Origin of the sequence: Leptothrix cholodnii SP-6 (assembly GCF_000019785.1) — a bacterium.
GTDB lineage: Bacteria > Pseudomonadota > Gammaproteobacteria > Burkholderiales > Burkholderiaceae_C > Sphaerotilus > Sphaerotilus cholodnii.
This window is the reverse complement of record NC_010524.1, coordinates 2,210,144-2,231,046: the sequence shown is the minus strand read 5'-3', so window position 1 is coordinate 2,231,046 and position 20,903 is coordinate 2,210,144. Positions and strand designations below refer to the sequence as shown.

The window sequence follows — 20,903 nt, the reverse complement described above, 5'->3', positions numbered from 1 at the left end:
CTCATGGCATGAGCCATGCCTGCGCGTCAACCCGCCTCGGCCGTGGCGCGCGCCCCGGCCCGGCCCTCAGGTCGCGACGTTCAATGCTTGGCGCTGGCGGCCGCTGCGCGGGCGCCGTCTTCTTCCATGTGCTTGAAGAAGTAGCGCACGAAGAACACGCCCATGCCGATCATGAAGGCGATGCCGCCGATGCTCATCAGGCCGACGTCGGTGGTGAAAAGATCCTTGAGTGCGTGCATGTGTGCCTCCTGTGGTTCAACTCGTGCACATTGGGCACGCTTCGGGCACCGGCCTCATTGACATGCATCAGAGGGTATCGGCGATGCACGAGACAGCGACACATTCGTTGTCACGCCGTGCAGCCGGATCAGCGCCTTGACGTCCATCAAGGTTGCACGACTCTTGCACCGTAGACTGGCGCCCGTGGTGTTCGATCGTCGTCAACGTCGCTGGCTGTCCGCCTGGCTTTTCGTGGTGCTGCTGTTCACGCAGATCGCCACCGCCGCCTATGCCTGCCCGCAGGTCGTGGCCGGCGTGCCGACCGCCACCCCGGCAGGCCCCGGGCTCGCCGCCGCGATGGCCGACATGCCCGGCTGCGACGGCAACATGGCGTCGACCGCGATGGACCCGGACCAGCCGCAGCTGTGCAAGGCCCATTGCGAGCAAGGCACGCAGACGGTCAACCCGGCGCCATCGGCCTGGCCGGACGACCTGCCCACGCCCGCGCTGCTGGCGGTGCTCGACTGGCGGCCCGCCGCCGTGGCGCCGCTGTCCCCGAACCGCCGTGCCGGCCTGACGCCGCCGGGTGCCTCGCCACCCGGGGCGCCGCCGCTCTACCTGTCCCTGCTCGTCCTTCGCAACTAGCGCGAAACGCTGTCGGCCTGCGCCCGCCCGGGCGCTGTGCCGTGCTGTTTCCGGTCGCGTTGTTTTTGAAGGATGGACATGGTTCACACACTTTGCCGCCTGCGCGTCGCCGTCGCGCTGGCCTTCGGCCTGCCGACACTCGCCGTCGCAGGCTTGAGCTACGACGAAACCACCCGGCTGGCACGCGACCAGGCACCGGCCCTGCTCGCGCAGCGCAGCGCGCTGGCCGGCGCCGAGGCGGTGCAACCGGCTGCCGCCACCTTGCCCGATCCGCGCCTGACGCTGGGCGTCGACAACCTGCCCGTCAGCGGCGCCGACCGCTGGAGTCTGACGCGCGACTTCATGACCATGCAGCGCATCGGCCTGATGCAGGAGGTGCCCAACGGCGCCCGCCGCGAAGCCCGCGCAGCCGGCGCCCAGGCCCGCATCGAACGTGAGCGGGCGATGCTGGCCGTGGCCGAACTGACCGTGCGACGCGAAGCCGCGCTGGCCTGGCTGGGCGTGCACTTTGCCGAACGCCGCGCCGCGCAGCTGCGCGATCTGACGACCGAGAACCAGCTGCTGATCGACACCCTGGGCGCGCGCATCACCGCCGGCCAGGCCCTGCCGGCCGAGCGCACGATGGCGCGCCAGGAAGGCCTGGCACTGGCCGACCGCCACGACGATGCGCAGCGCGACATCGCCAAAGCCCGCTCGGCGCTGCGCCGCTGGGTTGGCGCACGGGCCGACGAACCGCTCGACGGCGACCCGCCCGCGCTGGCCCAGTCGGGCGACGAAGTGCGCGCGCAGATCCACCGCCACGCCGAGATCGCGCCCTATGCGGCGATGCAGGCGATGGCGCAGGCCGAGGCCCGCGAGGCCGACGCCGAGCAGCGCGGCGACTGGGCCTGGGAGGTGGCCTACAGCCGCCGCGGCCCGCAGTACGGCGACATGGTGTCGTTCCAGTTCAGCTTCGACCTGCCGTGGGCGCGCGATCGGCGCCAGCGCCCGATGCTGGCCGGCAAGCAGCAGGACATCGCCCGCATCGAGGCCGAACGCGAGGACACGATCCGCCGCCACGGCGAGGAGATCGAGGCCCAGCTCGCCGAGCTGGCCGCACTCGACGCGCAGCGTGCGCGCCTGGTCGACAGCGGCCTGCCGCTGGCCGACGAGCGCATCGCGCTGGCGCTGGCCAGCTACCAGGGCGGCCGCGGCATGCTGGCCGACGTGCTGATGGCGCGCCGCGAAGCGGTCGAAACCCGCCTGCGCCTGATCGAGCTCGACGCCCAGCGCCTGGCGCTGCAGGTGCGCCTCAACACTTTGATCGCGGAGTGACCGCCATGAACACCCGACTCAAATCTCTCGTCGCAGCCCTCATGCTGCTCGGCCTCGGCGGCGCGGCCGGCTGGGGCATCAGCCAGTGGCGCACCGGTGCATCGGCACAGACCGCCGCGTCCGACACGGCGGCACCGACCGCCGAGCGCAAGGTGCTGTATTGGTACGACCCGATGGTGCCCACGCAGAAGTTCGACCAGCCCGGCAAGTCGCCGTTCATGGACATGCAGCTGGTGCCGCGTTACGCCGACGAGGCCGACGCCGGTGCCGACAGCGGCGCCGCACTCGCCGTCTCGACCCAGGCCCGGCAGGCGCTCGGCCTGCGGCTGGCGACGGTCGAAAAGCGCCCGATCGGCGCCGCCATCGAGGTGGTCGGCACGGTGCAGCTCAACGAGCGCGACATCAGCATCGTGCAGGCACGCACCGCCGGTTTCGTCGAACGGGTCTACGCCCGCGCACCCGGCGACGTGATTGCAGCGGGTGCGCCGCTGGTCGATCTGCTGAACCCCGAGTGGCTCGGCGCGCAGCACGAATACCTGGCCGTCAAGGCCACCGGCGACGCCGCGATGACGCAGGCGGCGCGCGCCCGGCTGGTGCTGCTGGGCATGCCGGCGGCGCTGATCGAGCAGGTCGAGCGCAGCGGCCAGCCGGCGGCGGTGCAGACCCTCGTCGCGCCGGGCGGCGGTGTCATCAGCGAGCTGATGGTGCGCCAGGGCATGACGGTGTCGGCCGGCATGACGCTGGCGCGCATCAACGGCCTGGCCACGGTCTGGCTGGAGGCGGCCTTGCCCGAGGCGCAGGCGGCGACGATCCGCACCGGCCAGGCGGTCGAGGTGCGTTTCCCGGCGCTGCCGGGCGAGGTGGTGCGCGGCAAGGTCGCGGCGGTGCTGCCCGAGGCAGACCGCGAAACACGCACGCTGCGCTTGCGCATCGAGCTGCCGAATCCGAAGCAGCGCCTGCGCGCCGGCCTGTTCGCGCAGGTCAGCCTGCGCGCCGCACAAGGCGAGGCGCTGATGGTGCCGGCCGAGGCGGTGATCCGCACCGGCCGGCGCGCGCTGGTCTACCTGTCGGAGCAGCCGGGGCACTTCCGCCCGGTCGAGGTCGAGATCGGCGAGCAGTTCGATGAATACATCGTCGTGCGCAGCGGCCTCGCCGCCGGGCAGCAGGTGGTGGCGTCAGGGCAGTTCCTGGTCGACTCGGAAGCCAGCTTGCAGGGCGTGATGGCGCGCAGCGCGCCACCTGCGGCCAGCGCCGCCGTCACGCCGGTGGCAGAGGCCCCGGTGTACCGCACGACCGGCGTCGTCGTCGAGACCGACTCGGGCTCGATCACGCTCGAACACGCGCCGGTGCCGGCGCTGAAATGGCCGGGCATGACGATGCCGTTCAAGGTCACCGACCCGAAGCTGCTGAAGGGGCTCAAGCCCGGCCAGGCGGTACGTTTCGGCTTCGACCAGCACGGCGACGACTACCGCCTGACCGAGATCGCACCGGCCACGGCCGCATCCGGCAGCGTCGACGCCGACCCGCACGCCGGCCATCGCGCCCCGGCCGTTGCCGCCTCGGGAGCACAACGATGATCGCCCGGCTGATCCGCTGGTCGGTCGCCAACCGATTCCTGGTGCTGCTGGCCACCGTACTGCTGACCGCCTGGGGCGTCTGGGGCCTGCGCAGCACGCCGATCGACGCGCTGCCCGACCTGTCGGACGTGCAGGTCATCATCCGCACCAGCTACCCCGGCCAGGCGCCGCAGATCGTCGAGAACCAGGTGACCTATCCGCTGGCGACGACGATGCTGTCGGTGCCGGGCGCCAAGACGGTGCGCGGCTTCTCGTTCTTCGGCGACAGCTTCGTCTACGTGCTGTTCGACGATGGCACCGATCTGTACTGGGCGCGCTCGCGGGTGCTCGAATACCTCAATCAGGTGCAGGGCCGGCTGCCGGCCAGCGCCAAGACCTCGCTCGGGCCCGATGCCACCGGCGTGGGCTGGATCTTCCAGTACGCCTTGGTGTGTCGACCCCCAGGCGCTGCGCGCCAGCCCCCCGAGGGGGCGAGCACCGGGCTTGGGGCGGCCCGGCGCCCGGTACTCAGCGATCGCGGTTGTGAACAGGACCTCTCGCAGCTGCGCACGCTGCAGGACTGGTTCCTCAAATACGAACTCAAGAGCCTGCCCGACGTCGCCGAGGTGGCGAGCGTGGGCGGCATGGTGCGGCAGTACCAGGTCGTGCTCGACCCGACCAAGCTCGCCGCCTACGGCATCACCTACGCCCAGGTGCGCGACGCGCTGATGGCCGGCAATCAGGAGACCGGCGGCTCGGTGCTGGAGCTGGCCGAGGTCGAATACATGGTGCGCGCCAGCGGCTACCTGCGTTCGCTCGACGACTTCCGCACCATCCCGCTGGCCGCGCGTGGCGGCATCCCGGTCAAGCTGGGCGATGTCGCCACGGTGCAAATCGGCCCCGAGATGCGGCGCGGCATCGCCGAGCTCGACGGCGAAGGCGAGGTCGCCGGTGGCGTCGTGATCCTGCGTTCGGGCAAGAACGCGCAGTCGACCATCACGGCGGTCAAGGCCAAGCTGGCCGAGCTGCAGAAGAGCCTGCCCGCGGGCGTCGAGATCGTCACCACCTACGACCGCAGCGCGCTGATCGAGCGGGCGATCGAGAACCTCACGCACAAGCTGATCGAGGAGTTCATCGTCGTGGCCGCGGTCTGCGCGCTGTTCCTGTGGCACCTGCGCTCGGCGCTGGTGGCGATCATCGCGTTGCCGCTGGGCGTGCTGACGGCATTCCTGGTGATGCGCTACCAGGGCATCAACGCCAACATCATGTCGCTGGGCGGCATCGCGATCGCGATCGGCGCGATGGTCGACGCGGCGGTGGTGATGATCGAAAACGCCCACAAGAAGCTCGAAGCCTGGCAACACGCCCACCCCGATCAAGTTCTCGAAGGCGAGGAACGCTGGCAGGTCATGACCGACGCGGCGGTCGAGGTCGGCCCGGCGCTGTTCTTCTCGCTGCTGATCATCACGCTGTCGTTCATCCCGGTGTTCACGCTCGAAGCGCAGGAGGGCCGGCTGTTCGGCCCGCTGGCGTTCACCAAGACCTACGCGATGGCGGCCTCGGCCGCGCTGTCGGTCACGCTGATCCCGGTGCTGATGGGCTACTGGATCCGCGGGCGCATCCCCGACGAGCAGAAGAACCCGATCACCCGCGCGCTGATCGCCGTCTACCGGCCCGCGCTCGAATGGGTCTTGCGCTGGCCGAAGGCGACGCTGGCCGCCGCGCTGCTGGTGCTGGCCACGACCGCCTGGCCGTTGATGCAGCTGGGTGGCGAGTTCCTGCCCAAGCTCGACGAGGGCGATCTGCTCTACATGCCGTCGGCGCTGCCGGGGCTGTCGGCGCAGAAGGCCGGCGAGCTGCTGCAGCTGACCAACCGCATGATCAAGACCGTGCCCGAGGTCGAGCGGGTGTTCGGCAAGGCCGGCCGCGCCGAGAGCGCCACCGATCCGGCGCCGATCGAGATGTTCGAGACCACCATCCAGCTCAAGCCGCGCGAGCAGTGGCGCGCCGGCATGACACCCGACAAGCTGGTCGAGGAACTGGATCGCGCCGTCAAGGTGCCGGGGCTGTCGAACCTGTGGGTGCCGCCGATCCGCAACCGCATCGACATGCTCGCCACCGGCATCAAGAGCCCCATCGGCGTCAAGGTGACGGGCGGTGATCTGGCGGCGATCGACCGGGTGGCCGCCCGCATCGAGCAGGTCGCCAAGGGCGTGCCGGGTGTGTCGTCGGCGCTGGCCGAGCGGCTCACCGGCGGGCGTTATGTCGACGTGCAGATCGACCGCGCCGCGGCTTCGCGTTACGGCCTCAACATCGCCGACGTGCAGGCGCTGGTGGCCGGCGCGATCGGCGGCGAGAACGTCACCGAGACCATCGAGGGCCGGGCGCGTTTCCCGGTCAACCTGCGCTACCCGCGTGAATGGCGCGACACGCCGCAGCGCCTGGCGCAGCTGCCGATCCTGACGCCGATGGGCCAGCAGATCACGCTGGGCTCGGTCGCGAGGGTGGCGATCAGCGACGGCCCGCCGATGCTCAAGAGCGAAAACGCCCGGCCGTCGGGCTGGGTCTATGTGGACGTGCGCGGCCGTGATCTGGCCGCGGTGGCCAACGACCTGCGCACGGCGGTGACGCGTGACGTGCCGCTCGAAGCCGGCATGAGCGTGGCGTATTCGGGCCAGTTCGAGTACCTGGAGCGCGCCAACGCCCGCCTCAAGGTGGTGGTGCCGGCGACGCTCTTGATCATCTTCGTGCTGCTGTACCTGACCTTCAGCCGCTTCGACGAGGCGCTGCTGATCATGGCGACGCTGCCGTTTGCGCTCACCGGCGGGGTGTGGTTCCTGTACCTGCTGGGCTACCAGATGTCGGTCGCGACCGGCGTGGGTTTCATCGCGCTGGCGGGCGTGGCGGCCGAGTTCGGCGTGGTGATGCTGCTGTACCTCAAGCACGCGCTGCAGGATCGCCTGGCAGCCGGTGCGAGCCCGTCGGCCGCGCTGGTCGACGATGCGATCCGCGAGGGCGCGGTGCTGCGCGTGCGGCCCAAGGCGATGACGGTGGCGGTGATCCTGGCCGGCCTGGTGCCGATCGTCTGGAGCAGCGGCACCGGCTCGGAGGTGATGAGCCGCATCGCCGCGCCGATGCTGGGCGGCATGGTGACGGCGCCGCTGCTGTCGCTGTTCATCGTGCCGGCGGTCTACGCGCTGCTGCGCCGGCGTAGCTGAGGGCAGGGCGCGAGCGCCCCGCGCGCTCAGCTCAGCCCGGTGACCGGCAGCGTCGCGCCATGCACGGCGCACGCCGCGTCCGACGCCAGGAACACGATCACCTGCGCCAGGTCGGCCGGCGCCACCCAGCGGGCCGGGTCGGCGTCGGGCATCGCGGCGCGGTTTTGTGGGGTGTCGATGATCGTGGGCAGCACGGCGTTGACGTTGATGCGCTGCTCGCGCAACTCGGCCGACATCGCCTCGGTGAGCCGCGCCACGCTGGCCTTGGCCGCGCCGTAGGCGCCCATCAGCGCGGCGCCTTTGTGCGCCCCGAAGGCGCCGACGTTGACGATCTTGCCGCCGCCGCTCGCGATCATGCCCGGCACCACGGCGCGTGCGGTGTGCAGCAGCGTGCGCACGTTGAGGTCGAACAGGAAGTCGAAACGCGCGTCGGCCGTCTCGTGCACCGGCGTGCCCATCGCGAAGCCGCCGGCCAGGTTGCACAGCACGTCGATGCGGCCGAACTGCGCGAGGGCGCGCTGCACCGCCGCGTCCACCTGCGCGGCGTCGAGCAGGTTGCAGGGGCAGAGCAGCCGGCGCTCGTCGGGCGCGCCGAAGGCCTGCGCCAGGCTCTGTGGTTGCAGGTCGACCAGCACCAGCCGCGCGCCGCGCTCGGCAAAGGCTTGCGCCACCGCGCGGCCCAGGTTGCCGGCCGCGCCGGTGATCATCACGGTGGACGAGTGGGTCATGCGTGCACCTCCTGCAGTTGCGCCTCGCGCTTGACCGCGTGATAAAGGCCGGTGCCGCGTGTCACGACCCGATCGCTCGGCAGCACCTCACTCGGCTCCAGCTCCGCCGCCAGTGCCGCGCGCTGGTAGGCGGGTGCGAAGTCGATCTGCGCCAGGGCCAGCAGGTCGTCGAGGTCATCGAGCACGAAGTAGCTTTCCTGGAAATCGTCGATGCGGTAGCGCGTGCGCATCACCCGCTCCAGCTCGAAACCGAGCCGGTTCGGCGACGGGTCGGCCAGCGCGAACTGGGTCTCGGTGAACGACGAGGCGATGCCCGCGCCGTAGATGCGCAGGCCGTCCGCCTGCTTCACCAGGCCGAACTCGACCGTGTACCAGTAGACACGCGCCAGCTCTTTCAGCCGGCCGAGTTTCTGCGCCCGCAGGCCGCCGACGCCGTAGGCCTGGATGTAGTCGGCGATCACCGGGTTCATCAGCATCGGCACGTGGCCGAAGACGTCGTGGAAGACGTCGGGCTCCTGCAGGTAGTCGAGCTGCTGCGGGCTGCGGATGAAGTTGCCGGCCGGGAAACGCCGATTCGCCAGGTGCTCGAAGAACACCTCGTCGGGCACCAGCCCCGGCACCGCCACCACCTGCCAGCCGGTGTGGCGCATCAGCACCTCGCTCAGGCGCTCGAAGTCGGGGATCCGGTCGGCGGCGATCGGCAGGGCGCGCATGCCCTGCACGAAGGCATCGCAGGCGCGGCCGGGCAGCAGTTGGGTCTGGCGCTCGAACAGCGTCTTCCAGGTCGCGTGGTCGGCGGCGCTGTAGCTGGCCCAGCCTTGATCGATGGTCCAGTCGGCGCGGCTCGGGGGCGTGGCACCGGGCGCGGCGGCGCCGTGTTTGACGAGGTCGGCGGGTGAGCTCTGCATGGCAGTGTCTCCTTCAAGTCGGGGCGGCGAAGCGCGCAAATGCCTCGTCGGCACAGCGCGCCAGGTCGATGTCGCGCTGCGACAGGCCGCCCAGGTCGTGGGTCGTGAGAACAATGTCGACCCGGTCGTAGACGTTGGACCATTCCGGGTGATGGTTGCAGCGCTCGGCCACCAGCGCCAGCTGCGTCATGAAGGCGAAGGCCTGCACGAAGTCGGCAAACCGGTAGCTGCGGCTGATCGCACCGCGCTCGGCGTCGTGCTGCCAGTGCGGCAGCAGCGTGAGCTGCTCGGCGGCCTGGCGGGCGTCGAGCTTGTCGGTTCCGATGATCATGTCCATCACGTCGCTCCTTCAAGTTGGCGCGCCGGCAGCACGGTGCCGATGCATTCGCCGAAACCGATGCGCCGGTGGCCATCCCGCTCGCAGTAGGCGCGCAGGATCACGCTGTCGCCGTCCTCCAGAAAGCGCCGCTGTTCGCCGTTGGCCAGCGTGACCGGCTGCTGGCCGCCCAGGCTCAGTTCGAGCAGCGAGCCGGCTTGATCAGGCTGCGGGCCGGACAAGGTGCCGGTGCCCAGCAGATCGCCGCTGCGCAGGTTGCAGCCGTTGACGGTGTGGTGCGCCACCAGCTGCGCCAGCGTCCAGTAGGCGTCGCGGTAGTTGGACGTGCTGAGCCGCTGCGCGGCCAGGCCCGCACGACGCATCGCGGCGGTCTGCAGCCAGACTTCGAGCGTGATGTCGATCGCGCCGGCTTCGCGGTTGTACGGCGAATCCAGATACGGCAGCGGCAGCGGATCGCCCGCCGGGCGCTCGGGCGGCGCGCGAAACGGCTGCAGCGCCTCCAGCGTGACGATCCACGGCGACACGGTGCTGGCGAAGTTCTTCGACAGGAAGGGCCCGAGCGGCTGGTATTCCCAGGCCTGCAGGTCGCGTGCGCTCCAATCGTTGAGCAGCGTGAGACCGAACACGTGGTCCTCGGCCGCAGCCATCGGCACCGGCTCGCCCAGCGCATTGGGCCGCGCCATCACGATGCCCAGCTCCAGCTCGTAGTCGAGCCGGCCGCTCGGGCGCAGCACCGGCGCCTCGGCATCGGCGGCCTTGACCTGGCCGAGCGGGCGGTGGAAGTCCTGGCCGCTCGCCACGATCGACGAGGCCCGGCCGTGATAGCCGATCGGCACCCACTTGTAGTTGGGCAGCAGCGGGGCCTCGGGCCGGAACAGCTTGCCGACGGTGGTGGCGTGGTGGATGCCGGTGTAGAAGTCGGTGTAGTCGCCGATCTCGCACGGCAGGCCCATCTGCACCGCGGCCTGCGGCAGCAGCGCCTCGCTGAACGTCGCCCGCTGCGCACTGCCTTCACGCAAGCCCGCCGAGATCGCCCGGCGCAGCGCGCGGCGATCGGCAACGGAGGCGGAGGCGGACATCAGCCGGGCCATGTCGCCATGCTCGATCAGGCCGGCGCGCCGGAGGTCGAGCACCTGGTCGCCGATCGCCACGCCGATGCGCCAGGCGCTCGCGGTTTCACCCGCCAGCCGGAAGCGACCGAACGGCAGGTTCTGGATCGGGAAGTCGGTGTCCGCCGCATTGGCCGATTCGAGCCAGCTGCGCAGCGCCGGGTCCAGCGTGTCGTCGAAGCTCATGCGGGCTCCTCTGCGGCCAGCGCGTGCGCGTGCAGGAACGCGGCGTGGCGCGGCGCGCGTTTGGTGCGGCTCCATTCCTCCAGCATCGCCCACTTGACCGCGTCGAGCCGGGCGAGTTGCGGCGCTTCGTCCGGGTCCGGGCAGGCCAGCTCGATGCGGTGGCCGTTGGGGTCGAAGAAGTAGATCGAGTGGAAGACACCGTGGTCGGTGACGCCCAGCACCTCGACGCCGTTGGCTTCCAGATGGGCCTTGAATTCGAGCAGCGTGGCGCGGTCGGCCACCTTGAAGGCGATGTGCTGCACCCACTCCGGCGTGTTCGGGTCGCGCCCCATCGGCGGCTGTGAGGGCAGCTCGAAAAACGCCAGCACGTTGCCGTGGCCGGCATCGAGGAACACGTGCATGTACGGGTCGGGCGCGCGGGTGGAGGGCACCTCGTTCTCGGCGATCGCCAGCACGAAGTCCATCTTCAGCATCTGGCCGTACCAGCGCACGGTCTGCTCGGCGTCGCGGCAGCGATAGGCGACGTGGTGGATGCGATCGATCTTCATGCCGCCTCCAGCACGCCGCGGCGCACCTGGTCGCGCTCGATGGACTCGAACAGTGCCTTGAAGTTGCCCTCGCCGAAACCGTCGTCGCCCTTGCGCTGGATGAACTCGAAGAAGACCGGGCCGAGCAGCGTCTGCGAGAAGATCTGCAGCAGCAGGCGCTGGTCGCCGGGCGTGCTGCTGCCGTCGAGCAGGATGCCGCGCGCCTGCAGTTCGCCCACCGGCTCGCCGTGGCCGGGCAGGCGGCCTTCGAGCATCTCGTAGTAGGTGGCCGGCGGGGCGGTCATGAAGGGCAGGCCGGCCTTCTTGAGCGAATCCCAGGTGCCGAGCAGGTCGTCGGTGTAGAGGGCGATGTGCTGGATGCCTTCGCCGTTGAACTGCATCAGGAACTCCTCGATCTGGCCCGAGCCGCGCGACGATTCCTCGTTCAGCGGGATGCGGATCTTGCCGTCGGGCGCGCTCATGGCCTTGCTCGTCAGGCCGGTGTATTCGCCCTTGATGTCGAAGTAGCGCAGCTCCCTGAAGTTGAACAGCCGTTCGTAGAACGCCGCCCAGTACGCCATGCGGCCGCGGTAGACGTTGTGCGTCAGGTGGTCGATCAGCTTGAGGCCGTGGCCCGCCGGGTGGCGGTCGACGCCGGGCAGGAAATCGAAGTCGATGTCGTAGATGCTCTTGCCTTCTTCGAACCGGTCGATCAGGTAGAGCGGCGCGCCGCCGATGCCCTTGATCGCCGGCAGGCGCAGCTCCATCGGGCCGGTCGGGATCTCCACCGGCTGGGCGCCGAGTTCGAGCGCGCGGGCGTAGGCCTTGTGCGAGTCGCGCACCCGGAACGCCATGCCGCAGGCCGAAGGGCCGTGTTCGGCGGCGAAGTACGCGGCCGCGCTACGCGGCTCGTTGTTGACGATGAAGTTGATGCCGCCCTGGCGGTACAGCACCACGTTCTTCGAGCGGTGCGTGGCCACCTTCGTGAAGCCCAGCATCTCGAACACCGGCTCCAGCGCGCCCGGCGTGGGCGAGGCGAACTCGACGAACTCGAAGCCCATCAGGCCCATCGGGTTTTCGAACAGATCGGACATGGTCATGTTCCTTTGATGAATGTGTACGAATCGGATCGGGCGGTTCAGACCAGCTGGTCGAGCGCGATCTCGAACGCGGTGCTGGCGATGCCGGTGCCGCTGGAATTGCGGGCGTGGCAGCGTTCGAGTGCGGTGGCCACGGTCGAAGATACGTCGTCGAAGATCGCCGCGTCGGAGATCGCCACATCGCCCTGCATCAGGAATGCGAATGCGCGCGCCATGCCGCAGTTGGCGATGAAATCGGGGATCACCGCCACGCTGCGGTCGGCGTGTTCGTAGACCGGGCCGTAGAAGATCTCGTCGTCGGCAAACGGCACGTTGGCGCCGCAGGCCACCACCTCGAGGCCGCCGCGGATCAGCGCGTCGACCTGGTCGCGCGTCACCAGCCGCGAGCCGGCGCAGGGCGCGAAGACCTCGGCGCCGGTGTGCCAGATGCCGGCGTTGACCTCGGCGAACGGCAGCATGTGGGCGGCAAACAGCTGGTTGCCGTGCTTGCCCAGCAGCAGCGCGCGGATCTGCGCGAAAGTGAAACCTTCGGGCTCGATCAGGCCGCCGTTGCGGTCGATGATGCCGACCACGCGGGCCCCCGCCTGCGCCAGGTAATAGGCCGCCGTGGCGCCCACGTTGCCCCAGCCCTGCACGATCACGCGCTTGCCGGCCAGCTCACCGCCCTGCAGGCGGTAGTGGTGGCGCACCGATTCGGCCACGCCCCAGCCGGTGATGAGGTCCGAGACGATGAACTTGCGCTCGTGCGACGGCGTGAAACGCGCGTCTTCCACCACCTTGGCCACGCCCCGGCGCAGCTGGCCGACCTTGCGGATGCGCTCGCTGTCGCTGGGCTGGTAGTGGCCGTTGACCACGCCTTCCTGCGGGTGCCAGACGCCGTGGCTCTCGGTCATCGGCACCACCTCGGCGGCCTCGTCGACGTTCATGTCGCCGCCGGTGCCGTAATAGGTCTTCAGCAGCGGCGACACGGCCTTGTACCAGCGGCTCAGCACGCCGGCCTTGCGCGGGTCGGCCGGGTCGAAGTCGATGCCCGACTTGGCGCCGCCGATGGTCGGGCCGGAGACCGAGAACTTCACCTCCATCGTCTTGGCGAGCGACTCGACCTCGCGCCGGTCCAGGCCGCGGCGCATGCGCGTGCCGCCACCGGCCGCGCCGCCGCGCAGCGAATTGATCACCACCCAGCCGCGCGCCGGGGTCTCGTCGTCATGCCATTCGAAGACGATCTCGGGCGCCTTGTTCTCGAAACGGGTCAGCAGTTCTTTCATCGGATTCTTTCGGAGTAGTTGCGAATCTCAGCCCTCGCCGGGCCGCCCCAAGAGGGCTGAGCTCCCCTCGGGGGGCGACGCCGAAGGCGTCTTGGGGCTGTCATCACGCCAGCAGCAGCTTGTCGTCGTCGAGCTTTTCGCCGCGGGTCTGCTCGAACAGGTGCAGCAGGTCGGCCACGTCCATGCCGGCGCGCTGCGGGCCGGACACATCCAGGATCACGCGCCCCTCGTGCAGCATCACGGTGCGCGAGCCGTGGTCGAGCGCCTGGCGCATGCTGTGCGTGACCATCATCGCGGTCAGCTTCGCGCCTTCGACGATGCGGTCGGTGAGTTCGAGCACGAAGGCGGCGGTCTTGGGATCGAGCGCGGCGGTGTGCTCGTCGAGCAGCAGGATGCGCGACGGCTGCAGCGACGCCATCAGCAGGCTCACCGCCTGGCGCTGGCCGCCCGACAGCAGGCCGATGCGGTCGGCCAGGCGGTTTTCGAGGCCCAGCTTCAGGATCGACAGCTTGTCGCGGAACAGCTCGCGCAGGTGGCGGTTGAGCGAAAAACCCAGGCCGCGGCCGGCGCCGCGTTTCCAGGCCAGCGCCATGTTTTCCTCGATCGTCAGGCTCTCGCAGGTGCCGGCCATCGGGTCTTGAAACACCCGGGCGACCAGGTCCGAACGCTGCCAGGCGGCGCGGCGGGTAACGTCGGTGTCGTCGATGTGGATGGTGCCGCGGTCGACCATCAGGTCACCGCTGACGGCGTTCAAAAAGGTCGACTTGCCGGCGCCGTTGGAGCCGATGACGGTGACGAACTGGCCGGTCGGGATCTCGAGGTCGAGGCCGCGCAGCACGCGGTTCTCGATCGGGGTGCCGGGGTTGAACGTGATCTCGAGGTTCTGGGCGCGCAGCATCAGCGGGCCTCCTTCAGGGTGGAAACGCGGGCCGTCTTGGCGGAGCCGGACGCAGCCGGAAACAACGCCGCGAGCTTGCGCTTGTAGGACGGGATCAGCAGCGCCAGGGCGACCAGCAGCGCGGTGACGAGGTTCAGGTCCTGCGCCTGCAGGCCGAGGAAATCGCTGTTGAGCGCAGTGGCGATAAAGAAGCGGTAGAGCACCGCACCCAGGATGCAGGCCAGGGTGGTCAGCACCAGGGTGCGGGCGGGCAGCAGCGTCTCGCCGATGATCACCGCGGCCAGGCCGATCACGATGGTGCCGATGCCCATCGAGATGTCGGCGCCGCCCTGGGTCTGCACGAACAGCGCACCGGCCAGTGCCACCAGCGCGTTCGACAGCGCCAGGCCCCACAACGTCAGCCGGTCGGTCGAGATGCCCTGCGCCCGGGCCATGCGCGGGTTGCCGCCGGTGGCGCGCATCGCCAGGCCCAGTTCGGACGCGAAGAACAGGTCGATGCCGATCTTGGCGATCGCCACGATGGCCAGCAGCGCGAGCGGCTTGAGCCAGTAGTCGGGCAGGTCGCCAAAGGCAAGCAGACTGAAGACGGTCGGGTCGTTGATCAGCGCGATGTTGGGCTTGCCCATCACGCGCAGGTTGATCGAGTACAGCGCGATCATCACCAGGATGCTGGCCAGCAACTGCATGATGCGCAGCCGCACGTTGAGCCAGGCCGTCAGGTAGCCGGCCAGCGCGCCGGCCACGACCGCCATCGCGGTGGCGGCAAACGGGTTCCAGCCGGCGACGATCAGCGCCGCGGCGACCGCGCCGCCGAGCGGGAAGCTGCCGTCGACCGTGAGGTCGGGGAAGTTGATGATGCGAAACGACAGGAAGACGCCGAGCGCGACCAGTCCGAAGATCAGACCGATTTCAAGCGCGCCCAGGGAGGCGATGAGGGACATGGAGCGAGTCCTTGTTCAGTGGGTGGGGGCGGGCCGGATCGAGCGCGATTTCAGCGAACCACCACCTTGGCCGACTGGATGAACGCCTGCGACAGCGTCACGCCCTGGCGCGTGGCTGCGGCCGGGTTGACGTGCAGCTCGAAGGTGCTGCTGACCTGCGAGGCGATGCTGCCGGCGGCCTCGCCGTTGAGGATGCGCGCCACCACCTTGCCGGTCTGGCGGCCGAGGTCGTAGTAGTTCAGGCCCAGCGCGGCCACCGCGCCGCGCTTGACCGCGTCGGTGTCGGCGGCGATCACCGGCAGCTTGGCCTGCTGCGCCACCTTGACGATGCCCTCGAAGGCCGACATCACGTTGTTGTCGGTGGGCGCGTAGATCACGTCGGCGCGGCCGACCAGGCTCTGCGCGGCGCTGGCCACGTCGACCGTGCGGGCGGCGGCGGCTTCCACCAGCGTCAGGCCGGCGGCGGGCGCGGCCTTTTTCAGTGCGTCGACGATCGCCACCGAGTTGGCTTCGCCCGGGCTGTAGATCACGCCGATGCGCCTGGCCTGCGGCAGGATCTGCTTGATCAGCGCCAGGTGCTTGTCCAGCGGCGACAGGTCGGACACGCCGGTGACGTTGCTGCCCGAGGCGCTCCAGGTCTTGACCAGCTTGGCGGCCACCGGGTCGGTGACGGCGCTGAACACCACCGGCACGTCGCGGGTGGCGGCCACCACCGCCTGGGCCGACGGCGTGGCGATGGCGACGATCACGTCCGGCCGGTCGCCGATGTACTTGCGGGCGATCTGCGCGGCGGTGCCGCTGTTGCCCTGTGCGCTCTGGTAGGCGTATTTCAGGTTCTTGCCGGCCTCGAAGCCGGCGGCTCTGAGCTCGTCCTTGACGCCGTCACGCACCGCGTCGAGTGCGGGGTGTTCGACGATCGCCGTGACGGCGACCGACTTGTCGGCGGCGAGTGCGGGCGTGAAGGCGGCGGCGAGGGCCAGCGACAGGGCGCCGAGGGTGGCACGACGGAAGAAAGAATGTTGCATCGAATCGTCTCCTTGTGGGAATCGCTGGCAGGGCCGGATCGGCTCGGAACCTCGGTCAGTGCAGGGTGTCGGCCCCTCTGTGAAGGGCTTCCTGAAGGGCTGTACCGGGTCAGTCAGCGAAAAGAAGTTTAGAGTTCGGGTCGAAAAATAAGCTTTCGCAAACCAGCCGGGAGAACCCTGGTTGGCGAGACGAAATTTCATCGAGCAGCAGAAGTAGGAGAGGATCTTGTCCGAGCTTGATCTGGATCGAACCGACCGGAAAATCCTGGCTTATCTGCAGGAACATGGACGTGCGTCAAACCTCGAGCTGGCGCAGGAGGTCGGCCTGTCGCCCGCCCAATGCCACCGCCGGCACCGCCGGCTTGAGGACGCGGGTTACATCGCCCGCTACGAGACCCGGCTGTCGAGCGCCAGGCTCGGGCTGGGCGTGGTCGCCTTCATCCACCTGACGATGGAGCGCGGCCACCTGCGCGAGATGCCGAAGTTCAACGACCTGATCGCCGACTTTCCGCAGGTGCTGGAGTGCTACTCGGTGACCGGCGATTTCGATTACGTCATCAAGGTGATCGCGACCGACCTGAAGGCGCTGTCGCGCTTCCTGATGGAGACGCTGATGCACCTGCCGGGCGTGACGGCGGTACGGTCCAGCGTCTGCCTGGACGAGATCAAGTGCACCAGCGCGCTGCCGCTGCCGGGCGGCTGAGCCACCACTTGACCGCCTCGAACCACAGCAGGCTCAGCAGCGCGGTACCCACGCCGACCAGCAGCAACACGGCCGACGGCGGCGCAAACGCGAACACCCGCCGCACCGCCGGCACGCCGAGCACCAGGCCGAGCAGCCCGACGGCCGCCAGCGCGATCCACCGGAAGGCGTGGTTGGCGCTGCCGTTGGCCGTCCACGACACCGGCCCCCACGCGCGGTTGGCATGGATCAGCGCCAGATTCGACAGCACCAGCGCGGTGAACAGCAGCGTGCGCGCCGCGTCGTCGGCTTGCCCCGCCGAGCGCGCCAGCGCGTACACCGCCACCAGCAGCACGAGCAGGCCGGCGCCTTGCCACAGGCCGCGGACCAACACGGCGGCGTCGAACAGGCGTGCGTCCGGGCGGCGCGGCGGCGCGGTCATGGCCTGCGGCTCCAGCGGCTCGGCCTCGAACACCACCGAACAGGCCGGGTCGATGATGAGTTGCAGGAACAGGATGTGCACCGGCATCAGCAGCATCGGCCAGCCCAGCAGCACCGGCAGGATCGACAGGCCGATGATCGGCAGGTGCACCGCGATCACGAACACGAAGGCCTTGCGCAGGTTGGCGAACACCCGCCGGCCGTAGCGCAGCGCGGTGACCAGCGAGGCGAAATCGTCGTTCAGCAGCACCAGCGCCGCGGCCTGGCGCGCCACGTCGGTGCCGCGCGCGCCCATCGCCACGCCGATGTGGGCGGCCTTCAGCGCGGGTGCGTCGTTGACGCCGTCGCCGGTCATCGCGACCACGTCGCCACGGGCGCGCAAGGCCTGCACCAGCCGCAGCTTCTGCTCGGGCTGCACGCGGCAGAAGATCGACGTGTCGACCAGCCTGGCGGCCAGTTCGGTGTCGCCGAGCGCATCGAGTTCGGTGCCGGTCATCACCTGGCCGTCGGCGTCCAGGCCGGCCTGGCGCGCCACCGAGGTGGCGGTGGCCGGGTGGTCGCCGGTGATCATCACGACCCGGATGCCGGCGGCTCGGCACTCGGCGATGGCCTGCGGCACGTCCGGGCGCACCGGGTCTTCGAGCGCGATCAGGCCGAGGAACTCGAAGTCGAAATCGTGCTGGTTGCCCGGCAGCGCCTGCGCCGCGAACACCGCCCGCGCCACGCCGAGCACCCGCAGGCCGTTGCCGGCCATCGCCGCCACCTGCTCGGCGATCGCGGCGTGGCGGGTGGTGTCGAGGTGGCAGAGGTCGACGATCGCTTCGGGCGCGCCCTTGGCAGCAATCATGCGTTCGCTGCGGTCGGGCGATTGCCAGACGCGCGACATCGCCAGCATCTCGGGCGACAGCGGGTAGTCGTCGACCAGCGTCCAGTCGCCGTGCAGGTGTTCGGTGTCCGCCAGCAGCCGCTGGCCGCAGGCGCCGATGGCGCTCTCCATCGGGTCGAAGGCGCGGCGGTGGCTGGCGAGCACGGCGAACTCGAGCACGTCGTGCACCGCGTCCTGCAAGGGCAGGGCACTGACGCTGTCGTAGTCATCGGCCTCGGACCGGATCGAGCGCACCGCCATCCGGTTGGCGGTCAGCGTGCCGGTCTTGTCGACACACAGCACGGTGGTGGCGCCCAGCAGCTCGACCGCCGGGATGCTGCGCGCCAGCACCTGCTCGCGCGTCAGCCGCCAGGCGCCGAGACCCAGGAACAGCGTCAGCACCACCGGCAGTTCCTCGGGCAGCACCGCCATCGCCAGCGTCAGGCCGGCGAGCAGGCCGCGCAGCCAGTCGCCGGTCGTGAGCCACCAGGCCAGCGCCAGGCCGGCCGCCAGCAGCAGGCCGAGCACGGCCACGCGCTGCACGATCTGGCGAGTCTCGCGCTGGATCGGCGTGTCCTCGGCGCCCAGCGCTTCGAGCGACCGGCCGATGCGCCCGAGCGCGCTGCGCTCGCCGGTGGCCGTCACCCGGGCGCGCGCCGTGCCTTGTGTGATCAGCGTGCCGGAGAACACCTGGCCGGCATTCTGGTCGTCATCAGCCGCGCCGACCCGCTTGCTCACCGGCACCGATTCGCCCGTCAGCATCGACTCGTCGACCGACAGGTTGGCCGACTGCAGCAGCGCCATGTCGGCCGGCACGCGGTCACCTTCGGCCAGCAGCACGATGTCGCCGCGCACCAGCTCGCGGCTGGCGATCTTGCGCGCCACGCCGTCGCGCAGCACCAGCGCCTGCGGGCTCGACAGCTCGCGCAGCGCGTCGAGCGAGCGCTCGGTGCGGCGCTGCTGCACGAAGCTGATGCCCATCACCACGAACACGAAGCCCAGCAGCATCAGCGCCTCGTTGCGGTCGCCGAGCACCAGGTAGACCGCGCCGCAGGCCACCAGCAGCAGGAACATCGGCTCGCGCAGCACGTCGCCCAGCAGGCGCAATGCGCTGCGCGGCTGCGACTCCGGCAGCGCGTTCGGGCCGTCGAGCGCGAGGCGCTGCCGGGCTTCGGTGCTGCTCAAGCCGTGCCCATCGCCGACGGCGGCGCGTGGCGGGTCGGCCGGAGGCTGGTCCTCGACGCGGATCATGCGGGCCATTGTGCGTCGGGTGTCCTGAGACAATGTCGACCCATCGCCTGTGGCGATCGCTCCATGCCATGACCGACGCTACCGACACCACCTCCCGAGACGAAAACACCATGCGCCTGGCACTCGACCAGGCGCTCAACGCGCACCTGGCCGGCGAAGTGCCGGTGGGCGCGGTGATCGTGCGCCACACCGCCGACGGCCCGCAGGTGATCGCCACCGGCTACAACCGGCCCGTCACCACGAACGACCCGACCGCGCACGCCGAGCTGGTGGCGCTGCGCCACGCCGCCACGCTGCTCGAGAACTACCGCCTGCCCGACTGCGAGATCTACATCACCCTCGAGCCCTGCGCGATGTGCGCGATGGCGCTGCTGCACGCGCGCTTGCGGCGCGTGGTGTTCGGCGCCTGGGATCCGAAAACCGGCGCGGCCGGCTCGGTGGTGAACCTGTTCGACCTGCCACAGCTCAATCACCAGACCGAGGTGCAGGGCGGCGTGCTGGCCGACAGCTGCGGCCGGGTGCTGCGCGAATTCTTCGTCGAGCGGCGCAACCAGCAGAAGGCCGAACGCCTGGCGCGCCGCAGCGAAGAAGCGCCGGCCGAGACCGGCCCGGTCGCCGTGGGCGAGGTCTTCGAGATGCTGCCTGACGAACCCGACGAACCCATGCCGCTGCCCGACGTCGACGAGGGCCGGCTCAGCGAAGCCGGCGCGCTCGACCTGTTCGCAGCCCAACTGATGTCCGCTGATCGGAACCGCAATGACTGAAGCATTCGCCCACGACCTGGGTACCCTGCACCTCTACAGCCCGTCGGGCGTGGTGATGGCGGCGCCCGCCCTGCGGCGCGCGGCCAAGCGGCTGCAGGCCTACGGCTTCGAGGTGTCGATCGACGCCGACGCGCTGGCCCGCCACCAGCGTTTTGCCGGCGACGACGACCTGCGCCTGGCCGCCTTGCACCGCGTGGCCGAGGCCGCCCCCACGGTGGCGCTGGCCACGCGCGGCGGTTACGGCCTGACGCGGCTGCTCGACCGCATCGACTGGCCGCTGCTGGCGCGTGCGGTGGCGCGCGGCACGCACTGGGTCGGCTACAGCGACCAGACGGCGCTGCACCTGGGCCTGCTGGCGCACACCAAGGCGCCGAGCTGGCACGGCCCGCTGGCGGTCGACGACTTCGGCCGCAGCGTGGCCGAGGGCGGGCTCGACGAGGTGACGCCCGACTGCTTCATCGAGGCGGTCAGCGGCGAGCTGGAGGCGGTGGGTTTCCGTACCGAAGAAGGTCACGACGGCCTCGACGTCAAGGGCCTGCTGTGGGGCGGCAACCTGACGGTGCTGTGCTCGCTGCTGGGCACGCCGCACTGGCCGAAGGTCAAGGGCGGCATCCTGTTCCTCGAAGACATCAACGAGCACCCGTACCGGGTCGAACGCATGCTGATGCAGCTGCAGCAGGCCGGCGTGCTGGCGGCGCAGAAGGCGGTGCTGCTGGGCGATTTCGGCGGCTGGCGCAAGAGCCCGCTCGACCGCGGCTACAACGTCAAGTCGATGGTCGCGCAGGTGCGGGCGATGACCTCCACCCCGGTGCTGACCGGCCTGCCGATCGGCCATGTGCCGACCAAGGTGACGCTGCCGGTGGGGATCAAGGCGCAGCTGGTGATCGAAGGGCGTGACGCCCTGGTGGCCTGGGGCTGACCCGG

Annotated in this window: 19 protein-coding genes; 7 read left to right on the top strand and 12 right to left on the bottom strand. The window is 70.0% G+C overall.

Annotation, left to right across the window (positions count from 1 at the left end):
* Positions 1–80 precede the first annotated feature (80 nt).
* Positions 81–239 (bottom strand): DUF3149 domain-containing protein, encoded by a 159-nt coding sequence (locus LCHO_RS22740; protein WP_012347079.1) that lies wholly within the window; start codon positions 237–239, stop codon positions 81–83.
* A 187-nt stretch (positions 240–426) separates the two neighbouring features.
* Here LCHO_RS22740 and LCHO_RS22100 point away from each other — a divergent pair, with 187 nt between their 5' ends.
* The 4 genes from LCHO_RS22100 (at position 427) to LCHO_RS10275 (ending at position 6,952) form a co-directional block, all read left to right on the top strand.
* Positions 427–864, top strand: a complete 438-nt coding sequence (locus tag LCHO_RS22100) for a hypothetical protein (RefSeq protein WP_150105450.1) — start codon at positions 427–429, stop codon at positions 862–864.
* Between the two features lie 78 nt (positions 865–942).
* On the top strand, positions 943–2,178 hold the full coding sequence (locus tag LCHO_RS10285) for a TolC family protein (RefSeq protein WP_012347077.1): 1,236 nt from the start codon (positions 943–945) through the stop codon (positions 2,176–2,178).
* Positions 2,179–2,183: 5 nt separating this feature from the next.
* Positions 2,184–3,755 carry an efflux RND transporter periplasmic adaptor subunit gene (locus LCHO_RS10280; protein WP_012347076.1) on the top strand — a complete coding sequence of 524 codons (1,572 nt, stop codon included), beginning with the start codon at positions 2,184–2,186 and terminating at the stop codon, positions 3,753–3,755.
* Complete coding sequence (locus LCHO_RS10275) at positions 3,752–6,952, top strand: efflux RND transporter permease subunit (RefSeq protein WP_012347075.1); 3,201 nt, start codon at positions 3,752–3,754, stop codon at positions 6,950–6,952. The genes LCHO_RS10280 and LCHO_RS10275 overlap by 4 nt, the downstream gene beginning before the upstream one ends.
* Positions 6,953–6,978: 26 nt before the next feature.
* Here the strand turns inward: LCHO_RS10275 and LCHO_RS10270 are convergent, their stop codons facing one another.
* The 10 genes from LCHO_RS10270 to LCHO_RS10225 all read right to left on the bottom strand — a co-directional run bounded on the left by LCHO_RS10270 (position 6,979) and on the right by LCHO_RS10225 (position 15,976).
* A complete protein-coding gene (locus tag LCHO_RS10270; RefSeq protein ID WP_012347074.1) occupies positions 6,979–7,680 on the bottom strand; it encodes an SDR family oxidoreductase in 702 nt (233 codons plus the stop codon).
* A complete protein-coding gene (phhA, locus tag LCHO_RS10265; RefSeq protein WP_012347073.1) occupies positions 7,677–8,588 on the bottom strand; it encodes a phenylalanine 4-monooxygenase in 912 nt (303 codons plus the stop codon). Before phhA ends, LCHO_RS10270 begins: the two co-directional genes overlap by 4 nt.
* Positions 8,589–8,601: 13 nt before the next feature.
* Positions 8,602–8,925 (bottom strand): 4a-hydroxytetrahydrobiopterin dehydratase, encoded by a 324-nt coding sequence (locus LCHO_RS10260; protein ID WP_012347072.1) that lies wholly within the window; start codon positions 8,923–8,925, stop codon positions 8,602–8,604.
* On the bottom strand, positions 8,925–10,220 hold the full coding sequence (fahA, locus tag LCHO_RS10255; RefSeq protein WP_012347071.1) for a fumarylacetoacetase: 1,296 nt from the start codon (positions 10,218–10,220) through the stop codon (positions 8,925–8,927). Before fahA ends, LCHO_RS10260 begins: the two co-directional genes overlap by 1 nt.
* Entirely contained in the window at positions 10,217–10,768 is a 552-nt protein-coding gene (locus tag LCHO_RS10250; protein ID WP_012347070.1) for a VOC family protein, read from the bottom strand. Before LCHO_RS10250 ends, fahA begins: the two co-directional genes overlap by 4 nt.
* Complete coding sequence (gene hppD, locus LCHO_RS10245) at positions 10,765–11,841, bottom strand: 4-hydroxyphenylpyruvate dioxygenase (RefSeq protein ID WP_012347069.1); 1,077 nt, start codon at positions 11,839–11,841, stop codon at positions 10,765–10,767. The genes LCHO_RS10250 and hppD overlap by 4 nt, the downstream gene beginning before the upstream one ends.
* Before the next feature lie 44 nt (positions 11,842–11,885).
* Positions 11,886–13,112, bottom strand: coding sequence for a Glu/Leu/Phe/Val dehydrogenase dimerization domain-containing protein (locus tag LCHO_RS10240; RefSeq protein ID WP_012347068.1), 1,227 nt, complete (start codon positions 13,110–13,112; stop codon positions 11,886–11,888).
* 103 nt (positions 13,113–13,215) lie between these two features.
* Positions 13,216–14,010 carry an ABC transporter ATP-binding protein gene (locus LCHO_RS10235; RefSeq protein WP_012347067.1) on the bottom strand — a complete coding sequence of 265 codons (795 nt, stop codon included), beginning with the start codon at positions 14,008–14,010 and terminating at the stop codon, positions 13,216–13,218.
* Positions 14,010–14,951 carry an ABC transporter permease gene (locus tag LCHO_RS10230; protein WP_012347066.1) on the bottom strand — a complete coding sequence of 314 codons (942 nt, stop codon included), beginning with the start codon at positions 14,949–14,951 and terminating at the stop codon, positions 14,010–14,012. Before LCHO_RS10230 ends, LCHO_RS10235 begins: the two co-directional genes overlap by 1 nt.
* A gap of 50 nt (positions 14,952–15,001) precedes the next feature.
* Complete coding sequence (locus LCHO_RS10225; RefSeq protein WP_012347065.1) at positions 15,002–15,976, bottom strand: ABC transporter substrate-binding protein; 975 nt, start codon at positions 15,974–15,976, stop codon at positions 15,002–15,004.
* Positions 15,977–16,202: 226 nt separating this feature from the next.
* Between LCHO_RS10225 and LCHO_RS10220 the strand changes: the two genes are divergently transcribed.
* A complete protein-coding gene (locus LCHO_RS10220; RefSeq protein WP_012347064.1) occupies positions 16,203–16,679 on the top strand; it encodes an Lrp/AsnC family transcriptional regulator in 477 nt (158 codons plus the stop codon).
* On the opposite strand, the gene LCHO_RS10215 is transcribed toward LCHO_RS10220, so the two are convergent.
* Positions 16,642–19,215 carry a cation-translocating P-type ATPase gene (locus LCHO_RS10215; protein WP_012347063.1) on the bottom strand — a complete coding sequence of 858 codons (2,574 nt, stop codon included), beginning with the start codon at positions 19,213–19,215 and terminating at the stop codon, positions 16,642–16,644. The two genes, LCHO_RS10220 and LCHO_RS10215, sit on opposite strands and share 38 nt — an antisense overlap.
* 68 nt (positions 19,216–19,283) lie before the next feature.
* On the opposite strand from LCHO_RS10215, the gene tadA reads away from it, so the two are divergent.
* Positions 19,284–19,979, top strand: coding sequence for a tRNA adenosine(34) deaminase TadA (tadA, locus tag LCHO_RS10210; protein WP_012347062.1), 696 nt, complete (start codon positions 19,284–19,286; stop codon positions 19,977–19,979).
* Positions 19,972–20,898 carry an LD-carboxypeptidase gene (locus tag LCHO_RS10205; RefSeq protein WP_012347061.1) on the top strand — a complete coding sequence of 309 codons (927 nt, stop codon included), beginning with the start codon at positions 19,972–19,974 and terminating at the stop codon, positions 20,896–20,898. The genes tadA and LCHO_RS10205 overlap by 8 nt, the downstream gene beginning before the upstream one ends.
* Positions 20,899–20,903: the final 5 nt, after the last annotated feature.

What these genes read in the sequence shown, in the direction of transcription:
- LCHO_RS10250 (WP_012347070.1), bottom strand. Translation starts at nt 10,768, where the DNA reads ATGAAGATCGATCGCATCCACCACGTCGCCTATCGCTGCCGCGACGCC.
- hppD (WP_012347069.1), bottom strand. Translation starts at nt 11,841, where the DNA reads ATGTCCGATCTGTTCGAAAACCCGATGGGCCTGATGGGCTTCGAGTTC.
- LCHO_RS10225 (WP_012347065.1), bottom strand. Translation starts at nt 15,976, where the DNA reads ATGCAACATTCTTTCTTCCGTCGTGCCACCCTCGGCGCCCTGTCGCTG.
- LCHO_RS10205 (WP_012347061.1), top strand. Translation starts at nt 19,972, where the DNA reads ATGACTGAAGCATTCGCCCACGACCTGGGTACCCTGCACCTCTACAGC.
- LCHO_RS10230 (WP_012347066.1), bottom strand. Translation starts at nt 14,951, where the DNA reads ATGTCCCTCATCGCCTCCCTGGGCGCGCTTGAAATCGGTCTGATCTTC.
- LCHO_RS10215 (WP_012347063.1), bottom strand. Translation starts at nt 19,215, where the DNA reads ATGATCCGCGTCGAGGACCAGCCTCCGGCCGACCCGCCACGCGCCGCC.
- LCHO_RS10280 (WP_012347076.1), top strand. Translation starts at nt 2,184, where the DNA reads ATGAACACCCGACTCAAATCTCTCGTCGCAGCCCTCATGCTGCTCGGC.
- LCHO_RS10260 (WP_012347072.1), bottom strand. Translation starts at nt 8,925, where the DNA reads ATGGACATGATCATCGGAACCGACAAGCTCGACGCCCGCCAGGCCGCC.
- LCHO_RS10275 (WP_012347075.1), top strand. Translation starts at nt 3,752, where the DNA reads ATGATCGCCCGGCTGATCCGCTGGTCGGTCGCCAACCGATTCCTGGTG.
- LCHO_RS10270 (WP_012347074.1), bottom strand. Translation starts at nt 7,680, where the DNA reads ATGACCCACTCGTCCACCGTGATGATCACCGGCGCGGCCGGCAACCTG.
- LCHO_RS22740 (WP_012347079.1), bottom strand. Translation starts at nt 239, where the DNA reads ATGCACGCACTCAAGGATCTTTTCACCACCGACGTCGGCCTGATGAGC.
- fahA (WP_012347071.1), bottom strand. Translation starts at nt 10,220, where the DNA reads ATGAGCTTCGACGACACGCTGGACCCGGCGCTGCGCAGCTGGCTCGAA.
- phhA (WP_012347073.1), bottom strand. Translation starts at nt 8,588, where the DNA reads ATGCAGAGCTCACCCGCCGACCTCGTCAAACACGGCGCCGCCGCGCCC.
- LCHO_RS10235 (WP_012347067.1), bottom strand. Translation starts at nt 14,010, where the DNA reads ATGCTGCGCGCCCAGAACCTCGAGATCACGTTCAACCCCGGCACCCCG.
- LCHO_RS10285 (WP_012347077.1), top strand. Translation starts at nt 943, where the DNA reads ATGGTTCACACACTTTGCCGCCTGCGCGTCGCCGTCGCGCTGGCCTTC.
- LCHO_RS10240 (WP_012347068.1), bottom strand. Translation starts at nt 13,112, where the DNA reads ATGAAAGAACTGCTGACCCGTTTCGAGAACAAGGCGCCCGAGATCGTC.
- tadA (WP_012347062.1), top strand. Translation starts at nt 19,284, where the DNA reads ATGACCGACGCTACCGACACCACCTCCCGAGACGAAAACACCATGCGC.